The organism is Sphingobacterium sp. BIGb0165, assembly GCF_024810095.1.
In the GTDB taxonomy this organism is placed as follows: domain Bacteria; phylum Bacteroidota; class Bacteroidia; order Sphingobacteriales; family Sphingobacteriaceae; genus Sphingobacterium; species Sphingobacterium detergens.
This window is the reverse complement of record NZ_JANUEB010000010.1, coordinates 330,323-353,665: the sequence shown is the minus strand read 5'-3', so window position 1 is coordinate 353,665 and position 23,343 is coordinate 330,323. Positions and strand designations below refer to the sequence as shown.

The following is a 23,343-nucleotide window of genomic DNA, read 5'->3' as shown; positions in this document are numbered from 1 at the left end:
GAAAAGGGATTCCCAAAAAAGAGAGAAAAATTCACGGTCTGCCAACAGAAAATATATTGCTACGAACAACAGCGGTTCCCCTAGTGAAGACACCTTAGGACTCCAGCCTGCCTCTGTCGGGACAGTTTCGGAATGAATCCGTACTCTTTCCGTGGTGAGTCCGTGGTGAGTCCGAGTCTAACACGCTAGAACAGCGGTAGCATTCCGGTCAAACCATGCCAACATCTGCACTCAGACTCGCATAAAGTCCGATTCGGTCCCGAACAGTTCTCGGACCACAATTGAAAAAAAATCCAAAATAGGCAAAACACTCGGACTCATTCGTTATAAACGCAGTTTTTTGAAGCAAAAGCATCCAAAAAAACCACGATCAAAAAATATGAATTCAGTAGATTACTTCCCATAGAAAGCAAAATGCGAACGCTGCCAAAAGTATACGATTTCGACCAATAGCTTTGAATAGTAGCTCAAATATAATTTAAGATATAAACAGAATTAAGAAGAAAATGCATTGAGCCCTGTGATATCCTGGCCAGTAATCAATAAATGAATATCGTGAGTTCCTTCATATGTAATAACCGACTCAAGATTCATCATATGTCGCATAATTGGAAAATCTCCGACAATGCCCATTCCTCCCAAAATCTGCCGGGATTCACGCGCAATCTGTAAAGCCATATTCACATTATTCCTTTTGGCCATCGAAATTTGCTGTGGAGTTGCTTTCCCTTCATTCTTTAAAAGCCCCAAGCGCCACGACAATAACTGGGCCTTCGTAATTTCAGTTAGAAATTCAGCCAATTTTTTCTGTTGCAACTGAAACCCGCCAATTGGTCGGTCAAATTGCTGACGCTCCAGAGCATATTGAACAGCTGTTTCATAACAGTCGATCGCCGCTCCTATCACACCCCAAGATATTCCATATCGTGCAGAATTCAAACAAGACAGCGGCCCACGCATCGAGTTTACCTCAGGCAATACATTTTCAGTGGGAATAAATACATCATGGAAAACCAACTCGCCAGTTTTAGAAGCTCGTAAAGACCACTTATGTAATGTTTCCGGTGTTTCAAAACCATCCATTCCACGTTCAACAATTACCCCTCGCACTTTTCCCGCCTCATCGCGTGCCCAAACTACAGCAAGATCACATACTGGTGAGTTTGTAATCCACATCTTAGCACCGTTCAATAAAAAACCACCATTACTCGCTGTCAATCGCGTTTCCATCCCTCCGGGATCAGAACCGTGGTTCGGTTCGGTTAAACCAAAAGAGCCCACAAGGTTCCCGGAAGCAAGTCCCGGCAAATATTTACGGCGTTGCTCCTCGCTACCATAGGTATATATCGGATACATCACCAAAGAAGATTGCACCGAAGCCGCGGAACGAACCGCAGAATCACCGGCCTCCAGTTCCTGCATAATCAAACCATAAGAAATCTGATCTAATCCCGCACCACCATATTCTACTGGAATATAAGGACCTAAAGCACCTATTGCACCAAGTTTGGGCATCAACCCTTCTATGGCCTGATGTGCCTGTGCAGCATCTTCTATGACTGGTTTTATCTCTGACCGAACAAAATCCCGAACAGCACGACGGACAAGCTTGTGCTCTTCCGATAAAAGGTCATCCACTTGAAAATAATCAACATTTATTTGTTTCATAATCGTATAGTCTACATTAGCTTCTCTAAGATAATAAAATATTTTCAAACTGAACAATATTCACGCATAACTTGCTTAACAGAATTTTATTCCCTATATTTATCATATTCCACGAATAAAATAAACCATTATGATAAAAAAAGAACTTAAAATACTCGGCATAACATCCCAGAATTTAGGCTCGTCAACAGGCCAAAAGTGGTTTTCTGATGGTGAGGTATTCGAATCTCTATCTCCTGTAGATGGAAAACTCATTGCAAAAGTGTCAGCTAGTAGCCAAAAGGATTATGAGACAGTCATCGGTGATGCCCAAAACGCATTCAAAGCGTGGCGACTTATCCCCGCTCCCAAGAGAGGAGACATTATCCGTCAACTAGGCGATAAATTACGAGAACTGAAACCGACACTCGGAAAATTAGTCTCCTATGAGATGGGAAAATCCTATCAAGAAGGTATGGGGGAAGTACAAGAAATGATTGACATCTGTGACTTCGCGCTGGGGCTATCCCGACAACTCTATGGCAATACCATTCATTCTGAACGTCCCGGCCATCGCATGTATGACCAATATCATCCTTTGGGTGTAGTCGGTATTATTACCGCCTTTAATTTCCCTGTAGCCGTGTGGGCATGGAATACAGCCATCGCTTTGGTTTGCGGAAACACAGTCGTATGGAAACCCAGTGAGAAAACGCCACTATGTGCCATTGCCTGCCAAAAACTATTATCAGAAATCCTCCATAACAATGGATTACCTGATGGTATCTCCAACTTGGTCATGGGCGACAAAGAAGTCGGTGAATGGCTTGCTGCTGACAACCGCATCTCCTTGGTGTCGGCAACAGGATCAACACGGATGGGAAAAGAAGTTGCTGTTACCGTCGCACAACGGCTGGGCAAAACGCTACTGGAACTTGGTGGCAACAATGCGATTATTGTTACCCCAGATGCGGACCTCAACATGACAATCATCGGTACCGTATTTGGAGCTGTGGGGACAGCAGGACAACGCTGCACCAGCACACGACGACTAATTATCCATGATAGCATCTACGACAAAGTCAAGAAACAACTGACAAAAGCCTATGGTCAATTAAAAATTGGCGACCCTTTGGATACAAAAAATCATGTAGGACCATTGATTGATAAAGCCGCCGTAAAATCATACTTAAACGCACTAGACAAAATTAAAACACAAGGGGGGAAACTTCTTATTAAAGGAAAAGTACTAGAAGGCAAAGGTTACGAAAGTGGTTGCTATGTACAGCCCGTTATTGCGGAAGTCGAAAATCATTATGAGATCGTGCAACACGAAACTTTCGCTCCCATTCTATATTTAATAAAGTATCAAGGCGCCATAGGCAATGCTATCGCCTTGCAAAATGGCGTCAGCCAAGGCCTGTCCTCAGCTGTGATGACAAACAATCTGAGAGAAGCCGAACTATTTCTTAGTGCTGCCGGATCGGATTGTGGCATAGCAAACGTCAATATCGGTACCTCAGGTGCAGAAATAGGTGGGGCGTTTGGCGGAGAAAAAGATACCGGAGGTGGTAGAGAATCTGGTTCGGATGCATGGAAAGCATATATGCGTCGCCAGACAAATACCATTAATTACACAACAGACTTACCATTGGCACAAGGTATAAAATTTGATTTATAAACCATTCAGATTCGAAATTATGAGCAACGTACATGAAAGACTAAGTAAACATATATTGGCAGACGGGTTTCCACTGGTCATGGATATGGAAAAATCGCACGGCTCTTATGTTGTCGATGAAAATGGGGACGAATACCTGGATATGTTTAGCATGTTTGCCTCTATGGCTGTTGGCTATAACCATCCCCATCTGGTTAAGCATCATGAGTTTCTAGGCAAGATGGCAGTCAACAAGCCTGCTATATCGGACATCTACCCAAAAGAATTCGCAGATTTTGTGGATACCTTCGACCGGGTGGCAATACCAAAAGAACTCCCCTATGCATTCTTTATTTCCGGCGGAGCACTGGCCGTGGAAAATGCACTGAAAGCAGCCTTTGACTGGAAAACTAGACTTAATTTCGCTCAAGGTATACAGAAAGAAGCTGGTCAGGTCATCCATTTTAAACAGGCTTTTCATGGCAGATCGGGCTATACGCTCTCCTTAACAAATACGCAGGATCCCCGAAAGTACATGTATTTTCCAAAGTTCAATTGGCCACGTATTGTAAATCCCAAATTAACGTATCCATTAACGACGGAAAATATCAGCCAAACAATAAACGTAGAGGAGAAAGCAATCGCAGAGATCAATCAAGCCATCCACGACAATCCCAACGATATTGCCTGCATTATCATTGAACCAATACAGGGCGAGGGTGGAGACAATCATTTTCGGAAAGAATTTTTCCAACAACTGCGTCAGATCTGCGACAAGAATGATATTCTCCTGATTTTCGATGAAGTACAGACAGGATTGGGTATTACCGGAAAAATGTGGGCTTATCAACATTATGATATTATACCGGATGTACTTGCTTTTGGCAAGAAAGCCCAGGTTTGTGGGATATTAGCGAGCAAGGAAAAATTTGATCAAGTGGAACATCATGTGTTCAAAGAATCCAGTCGGATCAACTCCACCTTTGGGGGAGATTTTATAGACATGCTCCGCTTTAAACTAATTCTTGAAGTGATCGAACAGGAAAATCTCTTGGTTAATGCTGCTGAAAAAGGAACTTACCTTAAAAGTAAACTACAAGAACTTATGAAAGATAGACCGCAACTCAGTAATTTAAGGGGTGAAGGGTTATTTGTCGCCCTGGATTTTGATTCTGCAGATTCCCGTAACGAATTTATCAAAAGGGCTTATGCCAATAAATTGATTATGTTGGGTTGTGGTGAAAAAAGTATCCGATTCAGACCGCATCTTAATATCAGCAAGGAAGATATTGACAAAACGATCATGATCATCGAAAACAGTCTTTAAAAAAAATGCAGTACTATCGGTGACTCATTCACAAATAGTACTGCATTTTTTAATAGTATTGATCAAATCATTATTTTCTACAAACATTTGGGCGATCTATGTCTACAAGTTCTGATATCCCATATTCATCAAAAAGATCCAATAGGGCATCTGTTCCTTCTTCCAGTTTGAAATCCATCTCTTCCTTATAAACTGGGATCATTGCATAGAAATTGATAATATTGCCATCTTTTGTTCTAAGTTCTAAAAATTCCTCATCAAAGCTCAACATCGGAGGCAATAAGAGCATACAGCCAAAACCGGTATTTGCTATTTCTTCGGCCTCCATCCCATTAGGAATAGTATGGCCATAGCCTAACCATGTTTTATACTCATGTGGAAAACGCGCTAACCTTTTCAAAAAGTAGACTGGCCAGTAGTTGTTGTCATCTTGAAACTCTTCATCGCCTATTTTCCAATCAGCAGGCAGTACCACCATTAACTCGGCACGCTCATAGGCTTCTTTATCGTCTATTTCCTCCGGAACGTTCATGGGAAGGTCACTCATACCAGAAGTTACCAGAATATTGTATGGATAATTCGCACTTGGCTTGATCCAGTGTACATCAATATGTACAAGTTCCGATATAATTTCGTGAAATACCAGATCTGGTTCAGCTATATATTTTGTCAAATGTTCTTCTATCTCTTCAAGAAAAACGCATTGCACCTCAGGGAATAGGTCTTTCGGATCTTTTTCCTCGGGCTGATCTTCATAACGATATATGGTCGAACCTCCGGCAGTAATTTCAACATCTTTCTTTTCAGTGGAAGATTCGTCCTCTCCCCCGCTCATGATTTTTTTGACTTTATCCCAAAATGACATATGAAGTGAATAAATGGTTAATTTTCTAAATTACATTTGCATTTCAATTATTCAAGAACAGCAACCACTGGTTGCCTGAATTTTGTTTTGACAGGCTTGCCCTTAACTAAGGCTGGCATCCATTGTGGTGATTTCCGCATTGCCGCCAATACGGCTTTCGCAAATTCAGGGCTTACTTTTTCCCGATTCTCGATTTCAATATTACAAATATCGCCATCTTCACAAACGATAAAATTAAGAATCGCTGTTTGTTTGGAGCCATATTTTACATAAGCAACACTATCCATAGCACCCACAGTACGTGTCAGATCGAGGTTATTTTGCAAGAATCTTGACCATGCCCTTATCCCACCCTTAAAATAAGGAAAATCATCCACATTTTGGACTAGACTATCCGTAGGAATGTTACGAACAGTACCGGTCTGCGCTTTTGAAGTCAAACAAACGATAAAAAGCAGAACTGTCGAAACAGTAATTTTAAAATTTGGTGAATACATAGCCAATCCTATCCATAATCATACCATTTTAACGCATATTTAAAGCAACTTATTACTTTACTTTCTTCAGATTCAATTTAGAGGCATATCAACATCCGTGATAAAAGCTCCTTGATCATCCACTAAAAAGCTAATTGGTTGTTCTGGATTTTTAATAATTTCAAACAGAGTCAAGCCCCAGGGTTTCCAGAAATTTTCCAATACCTGACCATAGGTCTTATTCTGCCAATGGTCAAATATAGGTTTCATAGACATATCCGCTAAGGGCATGGGTTCAACATAGACTTTTTGAGGTGTATTTAAATAGGTGTAATCCGGCAAACGATTAAAGAGGTAAGCAGAGTAAAAATAGCGCGCGCATAACTCTTCAAACTGTATGGGGTGAAGTTTTTTTCCTGCAATCACTTTCAATATGTCTTCATGATAGATATTGTTTGTCGCATTATCCTGAAGGCAAGCAATGACCGCAAAGTCTTTCATACGAATAGAAAAAATCAGGGTATTGATTTCATCACGATACATAAAGGTATCCTCTGCATTATTTACTGGAACCACAACTAGCGAAAACGGGAATGTATTTTCAAACTCCATCGGAACGACCAACGATTGCAACATGGCGTGCAGATTAGTAAAACGTTGCGCCAAAGCCTGCGAAAAGTTCATGTCTTCACCTGAAGCTTTCTGCTGGCGGATTCCAGCAAGAATTTCGTTATAGACAACGCCATAGATGATTTTTGTCATCCATTGAAACAATACTAATGAATCTAATTGTTTAACCGCTTCATAACCCTGTTCAAATGACTGTTCCACGGCACGTTCCATCTGCTCTATAGCTTCAGCTGTATCAATCGAACATGGAAGCTTGAGTGACTTATAAGTCACTAGATTCTCATCCAACATTTTGAAAGGCTTATCTTCCAATTGAAAAGATTTCATCATCCAAACAGGAAAGACCTGGATGCTCTCCTCCTCAGACTGAAGTTTATTGCCTGTTAAAAAACAAATAGCTGGATCAAACTGAAATTGTTTGAATGGATTATACAAAGTTGTTGCCATAATGCCAGCAAAGTTAATACAAATCAAAAAGGACACAAGAAAAGGAAAACCTTATTACGATATGGTGACTTGATTATTGAATTTATTTTATTTTCAGAAATTTTTGAAAATTCAAAAACTATATATAAATTTGAATAAGAAATAAAAATGAAGATGGAATTACAAGAAGCAAAACAGCAATTTATAGATACTTGGGGAGCGTTGGGTTCCGAATGGGGGATCAACAAATCTGTTGCTCAGGTACATGCATTACTCCTTTCTGCGAGCAATCCCATGTCTACAGACGAAATCATGGAGAAACTTGTTATCTCCAGAGGTAATGCCAACATGAGTATCCGTCAATTGGTCGATTACGGTATTGTTTACAAAAAACATATTGCAGGAGACCGAAAGGAATATTTCGTTGCGGAAAAAGACGTATTAAAATGGGCGATGAAAATTGCTGTTATGCGTAAACAAAAAGAACTTGATCCGGTCATGGATATTCTCAGAGAAATCAGCAAAAATACCGAGAAAGATAAAACGCCAGAAGGCAAGGAGTTTCATAAGACGGTAAAAGATATCCAGGTATTGACAGATCAACTCGAAACCATCGCAAACAAATTATTCAATACCAGCGGCGGGGATCTGTTACTAAAATTGATCAAACTAATGATGTAATCTTATGAACTTTAATATCCTTGCTTACGCGACATATGGTTTGCTAACCTGCTACATTATCCTTTGGGTAGGCCGCTTGTTTCACAAAAATGGTCGGATTTTTATTCTTTCACTGTTTAAAAACAATGTTGCACTAACAGACACGACAAACGATCTATTGCTTATGGGATATTATTTGCTCAATATTGGTTATGCCGTCATTCAATTCAGCTACTGGAAACAAATCCAAACATTTGAGGATCTTATCAGCAGTATTGCGTTAAAAACAGGAACATTGCTATTTGTACTTGTCTGCATGCACTACTTCAATATGCTCGGTATTTATTTCTTCGCTAAAAAAACAAATTCATTCACCATTAAATCATAATATCATGGGAAATCTAACAGTTATCGGGTATTTCATCTATCTACCCATTGCAATTGCACTGACCTATTATGTTGCGTATGTGCTTTTCAAAAATAGCATCGTGTACATGAATGATATTTTTGCGGGGCGACCGGAGGTCGCCAATGCGACAAACAATCTTTTCCGGATTGGTTTCTATCTCCTGAACCTGGGATTCGCTTTGTATATCCTTGAGATTAGCTTATATGAATCAAGTGTACAGGCACTCATTGAGCGGCTCAGTTATAAAATCGGTGGATTCAGCATTTATTTAGGTGTCATGCTTTTTCTGAATATGTTTCTATTCTTCCGGGGCAAAAGAATCGCAAAACAAAGAAGAAATATGCCAACAACAATTAGCTAGTAAAACCGACCTCTAACATTGGTCTCCCCTAACCGCAATGCTTGTTGGAAAAGCTTTAGACGATATTCTAATTTTGCAATAAACAGCTACAATGCTAGCTACAACGTGGGATAGGTCGACCTATCCCACGTTAACTTTAAAGTTTTCGAATACCAGTGGAGCATTTACAATAGCACCCTCACTGTTTTTAACACCCTTAAACTCCGAGGTCTTCCCTTTTTCCAAAAGATTCTTCATCTCCTTTTCTTCCAGAAAAATACCGTTCAATGTTCGCCAGATCTTAAAATCACAACCGCGGGCATAGTGATCACATTGTGCCACCCGATCATAGAGGAGGATTAAGCCTTTCTCACATTTAGGGCATTTGATTTTCCCCTTTTGTTGTGGCTTAACTTCCTCTTGCGCCAATGAAATTCGCAGTGTCAATAATTCCTTGGTGATTTTCGCAGTGTAGTCCTTTATATGTTTCATAAAAACATCATAAGAAACCTTATTGGCCCGCATTTCCTCCAGCTTTTGCTCCCATTTTCCAGTCAATGTTACCTTCGCAATCGAACGATCTTTAACTAGGTTATACACAGCCAGTCCTTTTTCAGTCGGAATCAGTTTTTTCTTATCCCGTTTGATATAGTCGCGCTGAAAAAGTGTCTCTATCGTGGCCGCACGGGTAGCTGGTGTTCCCAGACCGCAGTCTTTCATCGCCTGACGCATTTCATCGTCTTCAATTTCTTTACCGGATGTTTCCATCGCTTTTAAGAGAGAAGCTTCGGTATGGATCGGGCGTGCCTTGGTAAAACGCTCAGCAAGTTCCAAAGTCAATATTTGCAGTAATTCCTCAGCCAGTAATTTAGGTAACTGAGCATTCTCATTGTCTTGGTCATCGTTGTTCTTATCTTCATCTGGAGCTTCTATCTGCTCAGCAGAAAGGCGCCAGCCGTATTGTTTGATGACCGTCCCTTTTGCGATCAACTCGACACCTTGCGCATCTATCGTAACTGTGGTGATATCCTTGATACAGACTTCCGAGAAACTCTCCACCATACGCTTAGCAATCATGTTGTAAATATTTTGCTGTTCTTTCAACATGTGGCCGGGCTTCTCATCAGTAACCAATAGCGCATGGTGATCGGTTACCTTTTTATCATCTACAGAACGCTTATTTAACTTTGCCCCGATTAAATTCTTAGCAATGGATGCAATAGATTCCTCTGCATGATCCGAGAGATGCTGAAAAAGCGCTTCGATCTGTTCGAAAACATCCTCACCGATATAACGGGATCCCGTACGGGGATAGGTAATAACCTTTTTCTCGTAAAGCGTCTGCGCAATACTCAAGGTTTGGTCGGCTGAGTAGCCATATTTTTTGTTCGCATCCTGTTGCAGGGAGGTTAAGTCGAACAATAAAGGGGGTTGTTCCTTTATCTCTTTGGCCTCTACTTTAGCAACACGCGCATTTGTCCCAACAGTCAATCGAGCGATTGTCTGTTCGGCAACATCTTTTTTATCTATTTTGTTTGAAGTGGCTTTAAAGCTGATATTATCTTTTTCAAAGCCCGCCTGGATTTTATAAAATGCCTGCGGCTTAAAATCTTTATTTTCGAGGTATCGCGAGCAGATCATCGCCAAAGTAGGTGTCTGTACTCTTCCCAAAGAAAGAAGTCCTTTGTTGCCTGCAGCCAAAGTAATTGCCTGTGTGGCATTGATCCCGATTAACCAATCCGATTCTGATCTCGACCGGGCAGACATATATAAACTATCGTATTCAGTACCCTCTTTTAAGTTTGCAAAACCTTCTTTGATAGCCTTATCCGTCTGACTTGAAATCCAAAGCCGTTTAAACGGCACTTTTGACCCCAAGAAGTAATAGATATTACGAAAAATAAGCTCACCTTCCCGTCCGGCATCCGTCGCTACAATAATTTCTTCGGCCTGTTCTAGTAGTGACTTTATCGTATTGAGCTGTTTGACCGCACCGGTATCATCCATCTGCTTTCCATCCCGTTTAACTTTCTTCGATTCCAGTTTAAAATTTGCAGGTATGATAGGAAGATTGGAAATAGTCCAGCTATTATAACCGTAAGCCTGAGGCGTACACAATTGAACCAAATGACCAAAAGCATAGGTAAAAGCATAGCCATTTCCGGCGATATAGCCATCTTTGACTTCCTTCGCTCCCATCACACGGGCCAGATCACGAGCCACGGAGGGCTTTTCAGCTATTACAACCTTCATTTTAGAGTATTGAGATTTGAGTATTGAGATTTGAGTATTGAGATTTGAGACGCTACATGTACATGCCCTTAGCTTATCGAGTACTTTCATTTTTACTTTGACAAGATAACTTACAAAAGTAAGCATGATCTTAACAAATCGATAACCAGGATCACTAGTTAACAAACTAAATTGTTCGCAAACTTATTCGATACTCGGAATCGTTATTCCTTTAATCTTACGATAGAGTTCGATGGCATATACATCGGTCATTCCAGAAACAAAATCCAGCACACAACGGATTTTGGAATAGGAGTCCTGTTTGTCTGTATAAAACTGCTCCGGAATCAAAGCAACTAATTTCTTGTCGTAATTATTTTTGTTCTTTTTGAGGTATGCAGGTACAAACTCTTTTAACAGGGCATCCATGACACGATAGCCTGCAATCTCAATCTGGACTACAGTTGGCGCATTATAGATCTTCGCTATAGAAATTTTCGAGATCTTGTTCATTTGCTTTACAATACTGTCATCCAGTGCATCCATCAATGCGGATGAAAAAGTTCCAGTTAAAAACTGTTCTTGCTCACGAACAAATACATCGACACAACCTTTGATCAGGGTATTAATTGCCTTAGCCCGTAAGAGCGCTACACGACTCGGTGTATCAAGCAAACCATCCAATCGGTCACGAAGATTTTCGGAACCACATAATGGCAACAAAAGTTCTTCTACTTCTTGGTAGGATAATATTTTTAAATGATGCGCATCTTCCAGATCAATGATATTATAACAGATATCGTCGGCCGCTTCGACAAGATACACCAAGGGATGTCTCAAATAGCCCTTGGGATTGGAAGGATCTCTTAGTAGCCCTAACTCGTCCGCAATTTTCTCAAAAGCTTTTTGCTCCTCTGTAAAAAAACCATATTTTTTGCGATGATGGCTTTTTTTGACATGCCCATCGATAGCTAAACACGGATATTTCACAATAGATGCCAATGAGGTATAGGTCAAAGCAAATCCTTTTGGATCTTTTCCCTGAAAAGCGTGAGTCAAAATTCGCAGGGCATTGGCATTACCTTCAAAATGGGTTAGATCTGCCCATTCTTCTGCCGTTACCTGTTCCTGATATTTCCGTCCATCTCCATCTGTGAAGTAGGTAGATATCGCAGACTCCCCAGAGTGTCCAAATGCAGGGTTCCCTAAATCATGGGAGAGACAGGCCGCTGAGATAATATTTCCAACCTCTTGTAGGAAAGGATATTCGATATCTATATTTGGGTTTTCTTCCTTTAACTGTGCATAGAACATACGGCCAAGTGAGCGGCCTACACTGGCTACTTCCAAGCTATGTGTCAACCTATTGTGTACAAACACAGCCCCTGGAAGCGGAAAAACCTGAGTTTTATTCTGTAATCTTCGAAATGGGGAAGAAAAAATCAACCGATCATAATCCCGTTGAAATTCCGATCGAGCCACAAGGTAGTTATCAGCTGTTCTATCTTCATACCCCCAGCGTTTTGCAGAAAGCAAATCTTTCCAGTTCATTTTTTCAGACATAGCGCAAATATACCATTTCTCCAATAATTGGTTTGAACCAAATCTCAAAATGACAAATTTTACCGGCAGCTGTTACCGAGGTCATTTTTATACAGGTTATATTCTGTATCTTTAACTTTCAATACCAATAGGAACAATCATGACTAAATATCAATCACTTATTCCAAAATATTTTGAAGGCATTATAGATGGAAAAAACACCCATTTACTTTTATTAAAAAATGAGGGTGGTATGCAGGTGCTCTTAACGGATTATGGCGCTCGCATTGTCAGTATCTTAGTCCCCGACAACAAAGGTCATCTGGTTGATGTAGCCCTCGGCTTTGATTCAATTCAGGGCTATCTGGAATCAGACGAAAAATACCATGGCTGTACTGCTGGCCGTTTTGCAAACCGTATTGCAAATGGCAAATTTGAAATTAATGGGAATCAGTATACACTTCCTCAAAATAATGGGATCAATTGTTTGCATGGCGGTATCTCAGGCTTCCACGATAAAGTTTGGGATCGCAGAGTTACCTATCAATCCCATGTAGAATTTTACTATGTTTCCAAAGATGGTGAAGAAGGCTTCCCTGGGAATATAAAAGTAATGGTCTCTTATACCCTAACCAGAAACAACGAAATCGTAATCAAATACCACGCGCAATCAGATGCGGACACACATGTTAATTTAACAAATCACACTTATTTCAATCTTGATGGGGAAGGAAGTGGAGATGTATTGCAACAGGTGCTTCAAATAAATTCAGATGAGGTACTATTTGTTGATGAAAATCAAATACCCAATGCGATCGTACCCGTTGAAGGCACTCCTTTTGACTTTAGAACCCCAAAAAAGATTGCGCAGGATATCACAGAAAATGATGAGCAGCTCATCTCGGCCAAAGGCTACGATCATTGTTATGTCAATAATAAACCAATCTCGCAGCCCTGTGCAACGGTCTATTCAAAAAACACAGGAATACAGCTAGATGTATTTACTACCGAACCGGGCGTGCAGCTTTACACAGGGAATTGGATGACAGGAAACGACATCGGTAAAAGAGGAAATAAATATTTGCCCTATGCGGGATTTTGTCTGGAAACGCAACATTTCCCCGATAGCCCCAATCAAGCTGAATTTCCTTCAACCTTGATAAAAGCCGGAGCGCAATTTGATTCAGAAACACACTTCAAGTTTTCAATAAAGAAATAACAGGAAAGGGCCAAATTCTTTAAGAATTTGGCCCTTTCTCATTGTATTTAACAGCACATTCCACGCAGTGAACACGCATCAATTTCGTTCGTAGACTCAAGGACACACACCGCCCCTATTTCACCAGTTCTTCGAGAGCCTTTTCTACTTTTTCGAATTCGAAAGTCGCTTTCACCTGCTGAAACATGCGCTGAATCTGATCATTACATAGATTCCCGATACTACCTTCATGTGTATGATTTACTTCTTTCGATGGTTTGAAACGTCCCTCATCAATATCAATACCAATAGTCCGATATGCTTCGCGGAAAGGCACGCCTTTGAGCACCTCATTATTTACAACCTCTACCGAGAATAGATAATCGTATTTGGGGTCATCAAGAATATTGTCTTTTACAGAAATATTTGCCAGCATAAACGTAGCTATTTCAAGACATTCATTAAGTGACTTAAATGCTGGGAATAGATTTTCTTTCAACAACTGGAGATCCCTGTGATAACCTGAAGGAAGGTTGGTTGTCATCAAAGCGATTTCATTGGGTAGGGCCTGAATTTTATTACAACGGGACCGAATTAGCTCAAATACATCAGGGTTCTTTTTATGTGGCATTATACTGGAGCCCGTTGTCAAATGTACCGGAAAGGATATAAAACCAAAATTTTGATTGATATATAGACAGACATCCATCGCAAATTTAGCCAGGGTTGCCGCAATAGAACTCATCCCCTGTGCCAGAATACGCTCGGTCTTTCCTCTCCCCATCTGTGCATAAACCACATTATAATTCAAATCTTCAAAGCCCAATAACTGCGTTGTCATCGTTCTATTTAGTGGAAAAGATGAACCATAGCCCGCAGCAGATCCCAGCGGATTCTTATTACAGACCTTCCATGCAGCTTTCATCATTTCGAGGTCATCCACTAAACTTTCTGCATAGGCGCCAAACCACAAACCAAAGGATGAAGGCATCGCAATTTGAAGATGCGTATACCCCGGAATCAAAATATGCTTATAACGCTCACTAAGCAGAATCAATTCATTGAAAAAAGACTCCGTATTCTGAATAATATTTTGGATTTCGGAACGGAAGTATAATTTCAGATCTACGAGTACCTGATCATTGCGGGATCGACCTGAATGAATTTTCTTTCCTGCATCACCGATACGCTGTGTAAGTAACATCTCAACCTGTGAATGTACATCTTCTACTGAATCTTCAATCTGAAAATCTCCTGCTAAAATTTCCTTATAGATATTTTTCAATTCCTGCTGTACCACAACAAGATCTTCATCAGTCATGAGGTTGATACTATTTAACATACGTGTATGCGCCAAAGAGCCCAATACGTCCGCTGCTGCAAGTTGTAGGTCCATTACACGGTCATTACCTACAGTAAATGATTCCACAAATGAATCAACATCTATATTTTTTTGCCAGATTTTCATTAATATATTTTGTTTTATGATAACGAAATTATGATGAGCCGATTATTCATATCGGTTTAGCTGCTGATCATAGCCCATAATAATTTCCTTAGAATATTTATTTGTATGTCATTACATCCCCGCGTTAAAGACATTTATATGCCTACAGCGATATTTTCTTCTATCCATCACCCGATCACACGCTATATCCGATTTGTCTTTTGCGCACGAAACAATCATAGGCTCATTATACTATCTGCGGTTCTAAACGATCGATTTGATTACGGATATGTACATCTATTATTAACATGACAAAAATACCAATTGCAAATGGTTATATCAATGCCAAGCTGTTTTAGGTTCAACATTATTCATGGAAAGGGTAAAAAGTAGAATTTTTGACGTAGGAAAAACCCTGTTACAAAAAAAAACAAATGTTAAAAGTTTGTTAAATCGCGAGAAACACATTTTATAAGTAACCACTCACTTTATTTTTAAAACTTATTTTGTCAGTTTTTTAAGTATTCCTATGTTTGTAGTGTAAGGGAGATGAAAAAATAAAAGCCGGTAAGGTTAGTAAATACTTACCACTTTAAATACACCGAATTTTAGAACCAAATATGATAGACCCCAACGTCTTAAAACTTGCAAGAAATTACCTAACCAATTGTGAATCGAAATTTAAAGGCACGTCAAACCAAGATGTGCCTTTTTTCGTATTCATACCACTGGAGTTAGTTAACATGTAGCATATATTCTTGCCTAAAATACTTATCTTTGTGTATCATATTGAGAATATTCAACATAAAACGTATACGATGGGAACAGAAAGCAAGAGACAGCAACGTTTTGCTGGAGTCATTCAACAGGATTTAGCAGCATTATTTCAACGCGATGGCAAGGCATGGGCTCCAGGGGCATTCATTACGGTTACACGTGTTCGAGTTACTCCCGATCTAGCTATCGCACGTGTTTATTTAAGCTTTCTAAACACAAAGACTGCACAGGAAGATATTAAAGCTATCCGCACCAAAACATCTGAGATACGCTATAAATTGGGATCAAAAATTAAAAACCAGGTAAAAATTGTCCCTCAATTGGACTTTTTCCTTGATGACACCAATGAGTATGTGGAGCATATGGACAAATTATTTGAAGAAATAAGTAAAGAGCCGCGCCAACCAGAAGAATAATGTACCTTAACTGGCTGATCTAAGAATCAATGATATTTGAACTGGATAGCAAAAAGCTGGATTTTCCACATCCGAGCTACGCCGAAAAAGATGGTCTATTGGCCATTGGAGGTGACCTTTCGGCTGAACGGCTATTATTAGCTTATAGCAATGGTATTTTTCCTTGGTTTAGTGATGATAGCCCAATATTATGGTATGCACCTGATCCACGCTTCGTCATCTATCCATCCAAGATAAGGATCAGTAAAAGTATGGCTTCCTGTATACGGAAGAATACATTTTCGATCTCCATAGACCAAAACTTCAATGAAGTCATCAAGTCCTGTTCTTCGATCAATAGAAAGGATCAAGATGGAACATGGATCACAGAAGACATGATCAGCGCCTATACAGCCCTATATACCGTGGGTTACGCCCATTCTGTTGAAGTGCGGCAAGAAGGGATACTTGTAGGCGGGCTTTATGGCGTTCTGATCAATGGTGTATTTTGTGGTGAAAGCATGTTTTCCAAAGTACCAAATGCGTCCAAAGCTGCATTGATCTATCTCGCACAGGAAATAGACCTACGATTGATTGACTGCCAGTTTCATACCCCCCATTTGGAGAGCATGGGCGGTGAATACCTTCCATTATCAGATTATTTAGCAATACTAACAAAAGATCCAAGATATGAACAGTCCCTATAGCAAACATTTCGATATTGACACAGCGATAATTTACTTGACTACACCTGGCTCAGGTCTACTTTCACGTGAAACAAAGCAATGGCGTGCACAACGGGATCAAGAATTCCATGATTCAAACACAACACTTCGTGAACAACAGGGGGTTGCATTGGATTCCTGCAGAAATACACTTGGACAATTCTTCAATTGTCCCGGAAACAACGTGTTTCTGTCAAGCTGCTTTTCTTTTGCATTCAACGCATTGTTGGCGGGTCTACCTAAACATTATAAGGTCCTACTTTTAAACAATGATTATCCGTCGGTAAATTTCCCCACAATAATCACGGGGTTTGAACACAGTTTCGTCACTATGGACGAGCAGCTTGAGGCTAATATATTGGATGCCGTAGCTACTTCTAAGCCAGATGTGCTTATTCTGTCCATTGTTCAGTATATCTCTGGTTTAAAAATAGACCTCTCTTTTATACAGGAATTAAAACATCAGCATCCTGAATTGCTAATTATTGGTGATGGTACACAATTTTTAGGAACCGATTTGTTTGATTTTAATACTTCAGGCTTCGACGCCGTGTTAAGTAGCGGATATAAATGGCTTATGGCTGGATTCGGAAATGGTTTTATCCTGTTAAACGATCGGCTTAAGGAAATCCTCTATGCTGACATACAGAAAAACTACAGTTATCTCAACAATCAATGGATGAATAAATCTGTCGTTCAACTTTGTTTTGAACCGGGGCATTTGGACACTTTGGCTCATGGAACCCTACAACAGTCTCTGATGCAGTTTGAACAATGGGGTTATGCTGAAACAGTTTCCTACACACAAGATCTAGTGGCGCAAGCGCGAGTTGAACTGGCCAATAGGGGGCTACTCCTGGACAGCATTATCAATAGACGTCCACAAAGCAATATATTCAATATACAGATTAACCCACACAATTTTCAACTCCTGATGGATGAGGGTATAAAATGTTTTCCTCGCGGCACTGGTATCCGTGTTGGATTCCACCTCTACAATGACCATGCAGATCTTGAAAAACTATTACATATTATAGATACAAAAGCAAATTAAACATGAAATTTAGAATAGGCGACTTAGTCAGGTTTGTGGATGAACCCATTGAAGGGCACATCACCTCCATGCAAGCCAACAATATTGTAGGAGTAACAGATGAAACAGGGTTCGAAATTCCTGTTCCAATGGACAAGATAACCCTCGTTTTTGGAAATATGCGGCGAGCAGATGACGAGCTTGATCAACATGCCACGCCATTGACCCCAAACCGGTTTATCGAAAAAGGGATTTTACTGGCCATTTCCGGAGATCACAAAGATGGATTAGCCAAGTTGCACATCATCAATGAGACAAGTTATGAACTCCTTGTATCGGTTTCCGAAGCCACAGCGAATAAAGTGAAAGGGCTTTTTAGCAATAAAATACCACCACATGATTCCATCCAGTTCTATACAGGAAACTTTGCCAATGTGGGAAAATGGCCGACATTCCGTTTTCAAATCATTAGACATAGCAGCAGCTTGCAGGAACTAACTAATCCGATCAATAAGGAACAGCGTGTCCGTCCGGTGGACCTGACCAATCCAAAGGTGCTTCATGAAATTTTGGATGCAAAAATCTGGTCTTATGAATTGGACAAAATCGAAGAAGATTTAGGACTAGATAAACTAAAGACGCATTTTATACCACATCGTCCAAACAAAAAATAAGCTAGATAAATTATCTAGCTTATTTTTTTAAATGCCTTACTCATTTATTGCCCCAATCTTCTTTGTGCTCAACAACAACAGCAGGATCCCGATTAGGTATACTATCCAGCCCCAACGCATATGGAGTGATTTGGAAAGCAGTTTGTCCGCAAAACCCCAGTCAAAATAATTGTTGATTTTAAACCATACCGCAGAAACACTTAATAGATACCAACATGCAGCCAATCTGGTCATCCATTGATAGGCGCGTACTGCACGGACAAAAAATAACAATGCTGTTATTCCCAAAATCAGCATAGTGATAAAAAATAAATAGGCGTCCACCTGATAAAGGTTCCAGTTACCTTTGATAGGAACTTTTAAAAATGGAGTCATACTGGACAAAAAACAAATGATAAGCCCAACAATGGCAAAATACTTCCTAATGATGACCATGGTTCAAATTACTTTAAAATTGATACGAATATAAGTTGAATATTGCCACTTATATAACTTGTCTTCAATTTTCTGAAAAATTAATCTATTTTTAAAACGAAATTCTCGTACAGAATTCCGAACATGGAGCTACATCTCAAAAAATAACTGTAAAGTGAACAAAATTGATTGCATAATAACTAGGTGAGAAGAGCATTTGAAAGGAATTCTTGCCTGAAAGTTTATTTTAAATTTAAGCCGGATATTGAACATGAAAAGAGCGTTTGAAGAAACTGCAGCGGAGCAGGTACCACCGCCAAAATCAAAGAAAAAAATATATATCATTATTGGAATAGTCTTGCTATTGGCCGTACTTGCCGGTGGAGGTTATTATAATTTTGTCCTGCGGCAAGACCTTGATGCCATACCTGTAGATAGTGCAGCAACAGCCGTGGACGGATTTGAAAATGCAGATCCAAAAGATCTCGAAGAAGCTGATGGCTGGAGCTCCATTGATGACTACGCCCATTGGAACAATGCCATCTTTACAATCCCTGAATATGACAATATTCCATTACGTTACCGCAGAGGCATTACAAAAATCTTTATGGGGAATAGCTACCTGGAACCTTCCGGCGATAAACCGATCTATAAATTTACGCGTATACAGGATCGTGCAAAGTCGGTATTCTGTTACGGCAATTTTACTGACCGTCATGACGCAGATAATTGGAACAAAGAAATGGCATTTCTTGTGGAAAAAAATGACTATCAAAGCAGCGCGATCTGGATTATATCAGCAAAAGGAGATATCTTATTCTGGAAAGAATATTCCAGTGAGCTTCCTTTGATCAATAGTTTTAAAAAAGGGCAGAAGATTTTCATGGATGAGATGAAATTAGTGCCCGCTCCAGCCGATGGAATTATTGTTAAAAACAAAAGTTCTAAATATGCCTTGATTTACAATAAAGGAACAAAAACTTTCGATACCTATTATCAGTATAGTGACAGTGAGATTAAAGAAGCAACCACTGCTGAAGAGGGTCCTTATATGGAGGAATTGGAAGACATAACGATAGACTCAGCACAAACAAATACAGGCAATAGTGAATAGTCTAATGCATTCAGTAGACCGAAATTTTCATCACGCTGATACGTGATGAAAATCATCTAATCGAAAAATAGAATACAACACACTAAAATACAGGTAATTAATAATAAAAAACGTCTATTTAAAATCTTTCTAAATTAATCCCTTTGACAGATTTTTGACACAAGCACAAAGCATTTAAGCTACATTTGTACCGTTAAATATAAGCGAGGGATTAGAGCTTTGAAAAATCTTAAAGTATTAGCGTTTACTCATAAACATGTCGAATTAAAAGATCTAGGTAATCTAGTGATCTGCAATGAGGATTTAGAAAGTCGCCTCATTAGCTTAAAACACAGCCTAGATATTCCGGAGATCTTTTACATTGGTACTTGTAACCGGGTAGAGTTTGTATTTTATGGAGCTCACGAATTGACCAACGAATTTATTGCGGAGTTTATGGGAAAATTGAATTTCTGTGTTCCGCAAGAGCGACTTCAATGTTATTTGGGTCAGGTCAACAAATATGAAGGAATGGATGCCTTACATCATTTACTTCGCATGTCCTGCTCGCTTGAAAGTTTGGTTGTTGGAGAAAAAGAAATCTTAGCGCAGGTGCGTAGAGCTTATGACCGCTGTAGAGAAGCTGGTTTTACGGGTGATTTCCTTCGTCTAATGATGGACAGATTGGTAAAAACAGCAAAAGAAGTTTATACCTATACTAAAATTTCCAGAAACCCAATTTCTGTTGTCTCCCTAGCCTACCGCAAGCTACGTGAATTAAAGTTAGTTGAAAACCCGAGGATCGTCATTATCGGATCAGGGGAAACAAACCAAAACTTAGCGAAATATTTCCAAAAAAATCAAAAAGCCAAATTTGTCGTTTTTAACCGCACACTTGAAAACGCAAAAGCATTAGCTGAGGAGTTAAACGCTGAGGCTTATCCGCTTGCTAGCATTGGCGAATACAAAGAAGGTTTTGATATTTTGATTACATGTACCGGTGCACCAACATCAATTATTGATAATACCTTGTACCAATCGCTATTAAATGGTGAAACCGATAAGAAAATTATCATTGATTTAGCTGTTCCAAATGATATTGATGCCGAAGTAATCAAAAATAACCCGATTCATTACATCGAGGTCAGTAGTCTACAAGCTATTGCGGAGAAAAATATCCAGGAACGTTATAATGAATTGGATAGTGCAGAAAAAATCATCCAAGACAATATCCAGGAATTCTTACCACTGATCAAACAGAGACGCGTAGAGGTTGCCATGCGTGAAGTTCCTGAAAAGATTAAAGAAATCAAATCATTTGCTTTAAACGAGGTCTTTGCACAAGAAGTGCAGGCTTTGACACCTGAAGCAAGAGAAGTATTGGAAAAAGTCATTAACTATATGGAAAAGAAATACATCAAAGTTCCAATGGTTATGGCGAAAGAGATTTTGGTTAAAACACCTGAGACTGAGAAAAACTAATTGCAATCATATCAAGCAATCATTTCCTGACAAAATACATGTGCTACTTTCTTAACATACAACCAACAATGGTGTTCGTATGCCGTTTCCTTTTGTCATAGCCCTACCTCTATTCTAATTTTCGGTTTATCAATCATTTCCTTTTAGATAATGACAGTAACGTGTCAACATATTCCACCTATTTATTTATTTTTGCTTCGATAAATGGTATTAAACACATTTTAATAGGTAAAGTAAAATAACGTGAATAGAAAACTAATTATTGGCACCCGGGGAAGTGTTCTTGCAATGTGGCAGGCAAATTTTGTGAAAGACCGACTACAGGAAATCGGTATCGAAGCAGAGTTAAAAGTCATCAAAACTCAAGGTGATATTATTCAGCACCTCCGTCTGGATAAATTGGAAGGTAAAGGATTTTTCACCAAAGAACTTGAGGAGGAACTTTTGAATGGGACCATTGATTTAGCTGTACACTCACACAAAGATTTACCTACAATCAATCCGCCGGGATTGATTATTGCGGCTGTTTCTGAACGGGAGGATCCTTCCGAATTATTGATTATCCACAAGGATTGTGTAGATATCAAGAAGCGTCTATCTCTAAAACATAACGCAACTATCGGAACATCTTCCAACCGTAGAAAAGCACAAATATCGGCTTTACGTCCAGACCTGGAATTCGACGATCTAAGAGGCAACCTCCAGACGAGAATGCAGAAGCTGCGGGACGAGCAATACGATGCGATTGTGCTGGCAAAAGCCGGTATCAGCCGTATCGAAATGGATATCACAGACTTTCATGTCGAAGAAATTCCACCGGTAGAAATTATCCCTGCTCCGGCACAAGGTGTATTAGCTATTCAGATCCGTGAAGTCGATAAAGAACTCTTGGCGGCATTGCAACCACTAAATAACAATGAGGTCGCTAAAACCATCGCTGTAGAACGTTTGGTATTGAACAAATTTGACGCTGGATGTCATGCACCACTCGGATGTTATTGCCGTAAAAGTGGTGATGAATATGAAGCTTGGGCTTCCATTGCTGATACAAGTGAAGACTTTCCTGACCGTGTATACCTGAGAGATACCGATCCAACCCGATTGGCTGAGCGTATTTTCAGCAAGTACGCAAAAGATCGTAAGTTGCCGCAATCTGTCTTTATTTCCAGGGAGGTAGACGAAAATTCCTACTTCGCCCGTGCGATGGCCAAACATAATATTACTATCGAAGGCCGCTCATTGATCAAAATATTTCCGATCATCAATAAATTAGATCCTTTTATCTTAAAACATGTCGATTGGATCATATTTTCAAGTAAGAACGGGATTGAGCATTTCTTCAATCTGGAGCCGCGGTTAAGTAAAAAGACCAAAATAGGCGTTATCGGCCGTGGTTCGGAAGAAATATTACGTAAGTACGATCGCGTAGCGGATTTTTCCGGTGACAGCGAAGGTATTAACATGGATGAAATCGCCAAGAAATTTGCCGAATTGGCAAATGGTGGAACGGTACTTATCCCGCGCGCAAAGGAATCGCTTGAGACTATTCAGAAAGCATTAAGTCCAGAAACTAAAATCATTAATATCCCAGTCTATGAGACTGTATTGGAAGAGGATGTCGATCCATCCAATGCAGAAGTGCTGGTATTTACAAGCCCTAGTAATGTAGAGGCTTATTTTGCGGACAATCTTCTAGAACCGGGACAAAAAGTCATCTGCATCGGTCGTTCAACCGGTGCCAAGTTTGATGAGATGAATGTTCCTTATACACTTCCCTATTCACCAGACGAGATCGGTCTCTCAGAGGCTGTTTTTGGCTTAGAATATTAAATAGTATTGCGTAGTTAGTATTGAGTAGTTGGCAAACGGATTTACTGCCTTTGCAATTGAA

Annotated in this window: 21 protein-coding genes; 13 read left to right on the top strand and 8 right to left on the bottom strand. The window is 39.8% G+C overall.

The window, feature by feature from the left end:
* Positions 1–495: 495 nt before the first annotated feature.
* Positions 496–1,668: an acyl-CoA dehydrogenase family protein gene (locus tag M2408_RS23115; protein ID WP_259186955.1), complete on the bottom strand. Its 1,173-nt coding sequence runs from the start codon at positions 1,666–1,668 to the stop codon at positions 496–498.
* Positions 1,669–1,798: 130 nt separating this feature from the next.
* On the opposite strand from M2408_RS23115, the gene M2408_RS23110 reads away from it, so the two are divergent.
* Positions 1,799–3,328, top strand: coding sequence for an aldehyde dehydrogenase family protein (locus tag M2408_RS23110; protein WP_259186954.1), 1,530 nt, complete (start codon positions 1,799–1,801; stop codon positions 3,326–3,328).
* 19 nt (positions 3,329–3,347) lie between these two features.
* A complete protein-coding gene (gene lat / locus M2408_RS23105) occupies positions 3,348–4,634 on the top strand; it encodes an L-lysine 6-transaminase (protein WP_259186953.1) in 1,287 nt (428 codons plus the stop codon).
* 70 nt (positions 4,635–4,704) lie between these two features.
* On the opposite strand, the gene M2408_RS23100 is transcribed toward lat, so the two are convergent.
* From M2408_RS23100 to M2408_RS23090, 3 genes are all read right to left on the bottom strand, one after another.
* Positions 4,705–5,499 carry a suppressor of fused domain protein gene (locus M2408_RS23100; protein WP_259186952.1) on the bottom strand — a complete coding sequence of 265 codons (795 nt, stop codon included), beginning with the start codon at positions 5,497–5,499 and terminating at the stop codon, positions 4,705–4,707.
* Positions 5,500–5,546: 47 nt separating this feature from the next.
* Positions 5,547–5,996 carry an energy transducer TonB gene (locus tag M2408_RS23095; RefSeq protein ID WP_259186951.1) on the bottom strand — a complete coding sequence of 150 codons (450 nt, stop codon included), beginning with the start codon at positions 5,994–5,996 and terminating at the stop codon, positions 5,547–5,549.
* A gap of 72 nt (positions 5,997–6,068) precedes the next feature.
* The gene (locus M2408_RS23090; protein ID WP_259186950.1) at positions 6,069–7,052 is read right to left on the bottom strand and encodes a hypothetical protein; all 984 of its coding nucleotides are present in this window, start codon (positions 7,050–7,052) and stop codon (positions 6,069–6,071) included.
* 153 nt (positions 7,053–7,205) lie between these two features.
* Between M2408_RS23090 and M2408_RS23085 the strand changes: the two genes are divergently transcribed.
* The 3 genes from M2408_RS23085 to M2408_RS23075 are packed head-to-tail and all read left to right on the top strand — an operon-like array spanning position 7,206 to position 8,461.
* The gene (locus M2408_RS23085; protein WP_120261913.1) at positions 7,206–7,712 is read left to right on the top strand and encodes a GbsR/MarR family transcriptional regulator; all 507 of its coding nucleotides are present in this window, start codon (positions 7,206–7,208) and stop codon (positions 7,710–7,712) included.
* Positions 7,713–7,716: 4 nt separating this feature from the next.
* A complete protein-coding gene (locus M2408_RS23080; RefSeq protein WP_259186949.1) occupies positions 7,717–8,079 on the top strand; it encodes a hypothetical protein in 363 nt (120 codons plus the stop codon).
* A gap of 4 nt (positions 8,080–8,083) precedes the next feature.
* Positions 8,084–8,461, top strand: a complete 378-nt coding sequence (locus M2408_RS23075) for a hypothetical protein (RefSeq protein WP_259186948.1) — start codon at positions 8,084–8,086, stop codon at positions 8,459–8,461.
* 120 nt (positions 8,462–8,581) lie between these two features.
* Here the strand turns inward: M2408_RS23075 and M2408_RS23070 are convergent, their stop codons facing one another.
* Together M2408_RS23070 and M2408_RS23065 are read right to left on the bottom strand one after the other, a co-directional pair.
* Entirely contained in the window at positions 8,582–10,693 is a 2,112-nt protein-coding gene (locus M2408_RS23070; protein ID WP_259186947.1) for a type IA DNA topoisomerase, read from the bottom strand.
* A gap of 183 nt (positions 10,694–10,876) precedes the next feature.
* Positions 10,877–12,235, bottom strand: coding sequence for a deoxyguanosinetriphosphate triphosphohydrolase (locus tag M2408_RS23065; RefSeq protein ID WP_259186946.1), 1,359 nt, complete (start codon positions 12,233–12,235; stop codon positions 10,877–10,879).
* A gap of 139 nt (positions 12,236–12,374) precedes the next feature.
* On the opposite strand from M2408_RS23065, the gene M2408_RS23060 reads away from it, so the two are divergent.
* Positions 12,375–13,433 (top strand): aldose epimerase family protein, encoded by a 1,059-nt coding sequence (locus M2408_RS23060; protein WP_259186945.1) that lies wholly within the window; start codon positions 12,375–12,377, stop codon positions 13,431–13,433.
* A 115-nt stretch (positions 13,434–13,548) separates the two neighbouring features.
* Here M2408_RS23060 and argH read toward each other — a convergent pair whose 3' ends face one another.
* Positions 13,549–14,880, bottom strand: a complete 1,332-nt coding sequence (gene argH / locus M2408_RS23055; protein WP_259186944.1) for an argininosuccinate lyase — start codon at positions 14,878–14,880, stop codon at positions 13,549–13,551.
* 797 nt (positions 14,881–15,677) lie between these two features.
* Between argH and rbfA the strand changes: the two genes are divergently transcribed.
* From rbfA to M2408_RS23035, 4 genes are read left to right on the top strand one after another with little or no spacing between them, the layout of a single operon-like run.
* On the top strand, positions 15,678–16,052 hold the full coding sequence (rbfA, locus tag M2408_RS23050; protein ID WP_120261670.1) for a 30S ribosome-binding factor RbfA: 375 nt from the start codon (positions 15,678–15,680) through the stop codon (positions 16,050–16,052).
* Positions 16,053–16,081: 29 nt separating this feature from the next.
* Positions 16,082–16,738 carry a leucyl/phenylalanyl-tRNA--protein transferase gene (gene aat, locus M2408_RS23045; protein WP_259186943.1) on the top strand — a complete coding sequence of 219 codons (657 nt, stop codon included), beginning with the start codon at positions 16,082–16,084 and terminating at the stop codon, positions 16,736–16,738.
* Positions 16,722–17,810: an aminotransferase class V-fold PLP-dependent enzyme gene (locus tag M2408_RS23040; RefSeq protein ID WP_259186942.1), complete on the top strand. Its 1,089-nt coding sequence runs from the start codon at positions 16,722–16,724 to the stop codon at positions 17,808–17,810. The genes aat and M2408_RS23040 overlap by 17 nt, the downstream gene beginning before the upstream one ends.
* A gap of 2 nt (positions 17,811–17,812) precedes the next feature.
* On the top strand, positions 17,813–18,463 hold the full coding sequence (locus tag M2408_RS23035) for a hypothetical protein (RefSeq protein ID WP_120261673.1): 651 nt from the start codon (positions 17,813–17,815) through the stop codon (positions 18,461–18,463).
* Between the two features lie 36 nt (positions 18,464–18,499).
* Here M2408_RS23035 and M2408_RS23030 read toward each other — a convergent pair whose 3' ends face one another.
* The gene (locus tag M2408_RS23030; protein ID WP_259186941.1) at positions 18,500–18,898 is read right to left on the bottom strand and encodes a hypothetical protein; all 399 of its coding nucleotides are present in this window, start codon (positions 18,896–18,898) and stop codon (positions 18,500–18,502) included.
* Positions 18,899–19,148: 250 nt separating this feature from the next.
* Between M2408_RS23030 and M2408_RS23025 the strand changes: the two genes are divergently transcribed.
* From M2408_RS23025 to hemC, 3 genes are all read left to right on the top strand, one after another.
* Entirely contained in the window at positions 19,149–19,991 is an 843-nt protein-coding gene (locus M2408_RS23025) for a hypothetical protein (RefSeq protein WP_259186940.1), read from the top strand.
* Between the two features lie 219 nt (positions 19,992–20,210).
* On the top strand, positions 20,211–21,452 hold the full coding sequence (gene hemA / locus M2408_RS23020) for a glutamyl-tRNA reductase (RefSeq protein WP_259186939.1): 1,242 nt from the start codon (positions 20,211–20,213) through the stop codon (positions 21,450–21,452).
* Positions 21,453–21,695: 243 nt separating this feature from the next.
* Positions 21,696–23,282, top strand: coding sequence for a hydroxymethylbilane synthase (gene hemC, locus M2408_RS23015; protein ID WP_259186938.1), 1,587 nt, complete (start codon positions 21,696–21,698; stop codon positions 23,280–23,282).
* Positions 23,283–23,343 lie beyond the last annotated feature (61 nt).

What these genes read in the sequence shown, in the direction of transcription:
- M2408_RS23085 (WP_120261913.1), top strand. Translation starts at nt 7,206, where the DNA reads ATGGAATTACAAGAAGCAAAACAGCAATTTATAGATACTTGGGGAGCG.
- M2408_RS23065 (WP_259186946.1), bottom strand. Translation starts at nt 12,235, where the DNA reads ATGTCTGAAAAAATGAACTGGAAAGATTTGCTTTCTGCAAAACGCTGG.
- M2408_RS23100 (WP_259186952.1), bottom strand. Translation starts at nt 5,499, where the DNA reads ATGTCATTTTGGGATAAAGTCAAAAAAATCATGAGCGGGGGAGAGGAC.
- M2408_RS23025 (WP_259186940.1), top strand. Translation starts at nt 19,149, where the DNA reads ATGAAAAGAGCGTTTGAAGAAACTGCAGCGGAGCAGGTACCACCGCCA.
- M2408_RS23060 (WP_259186945.1), top strand. Translation starts at nt 12,375, where the DNA reads ATGACTAAATATCAATCACTTATTCCAAAATATTTTGAAGGCATTATA.
- rbfA (WP_120261670.1), top strand. Translation starts at nt 15,678, where the DNA reads ATGGGAACAGAAAGCAAGAGACAGCAACGTTTTGCTGGAGTCATTCAA.
- M2408_RS23080 (WP_259186949.1), top strand. Translation starts at nt 7,717, where the DNA reads ATGAACTTTAATATCCTTGCTTACGCGACATATGGTTTGCTAACCTGC.
- aat (WP_259186943.1), top strand. Translation starts at nt 16,082, where the DNA reads ATGATATTTGAACTGGATAGCAAAAAGCTGGATTTTCCACATCCGAGC.
- lat (WP_259186953.1), top strand. Translation starts at nt 3,348, where the DNA reads ATGAGCAACGTACATGAAAGACTAAGTAAACATATATTGGCAGACGGG.
- M2408_RS23110 (WP_259186954.1), top strand. Translation starts at nt 1,799, where the DNA reads ATGATAAAAAAAGAACTTAAAATACTCGGCATAACATCCCAGAATTTA.
- M2408_RS23035 (WP_120261673.1), top strand. Translation starts at nt 17,813, where the DNA reads ATGAAATTTAGAATAGGCGACTTAGTCAGGTTTGTGGATGAACCCATT.
- M2408_RS23115 (WP_259186955.1), bottom strand. Translation starts at nt 1,668, where the DNA reads ATGAAACAAATAAATGTTGATTATTTTCAAGTGGATGACCTTTTATCG.
- M2408_RS23075 (WP_259186948.1), top strand. Translation starts at nt 8,084, where the DNA reads ATGGGAAATCTAACAGTTATCGGGTATTTCATCTATCTACCCATTGCA.
- M2408_RS23030 (WP_259186941.1), bottom strand. Translation starts at nt 18,898, where the DNA reads ATGGTCATCATTAGGAAGTATTTTGCCATTGTTGGGCTTATCATTTGT.
- M2408_RS23070 (WP_259186947.1), bottom strand. Translation starts at nt 10,693, where the DNA reads ATGAAGGTTGTAATAGCTGAAAAGCCCTCCGTGGCTCGTGATCTGGCC.
- M2408_RS23090 (WP_259186950.1), bottom strand. Translation starts at nt 7,052, where the DNA reads ATGGCAACAACTTTGTATAATCCATTCAAACAATTTCAGTTTGATCCA.
- M2408_RS23095 (WP_259186951.1), bottom strand. Translation starts at nt 5,996, where the DNA reads ATGTATTCACCAAATTTTAAAATTACTGTTTCGACAGTTCTGCTTTTT.
- argH (WP_259186944.1), bottom strand. Translation starts at nt 14,880, where the DNA reads ATGAAAATCTGGCAAAAAAATATAGATGTTGATTCATTTGTGGAATCA.
- M2408_RS23040 (WP_259186942.1), top strand. Translation starts at nt 16,722, where the DNA reads ATGAACAGTCCCTATAGCAAACATTTCGATATTGACACAGCGATAATT.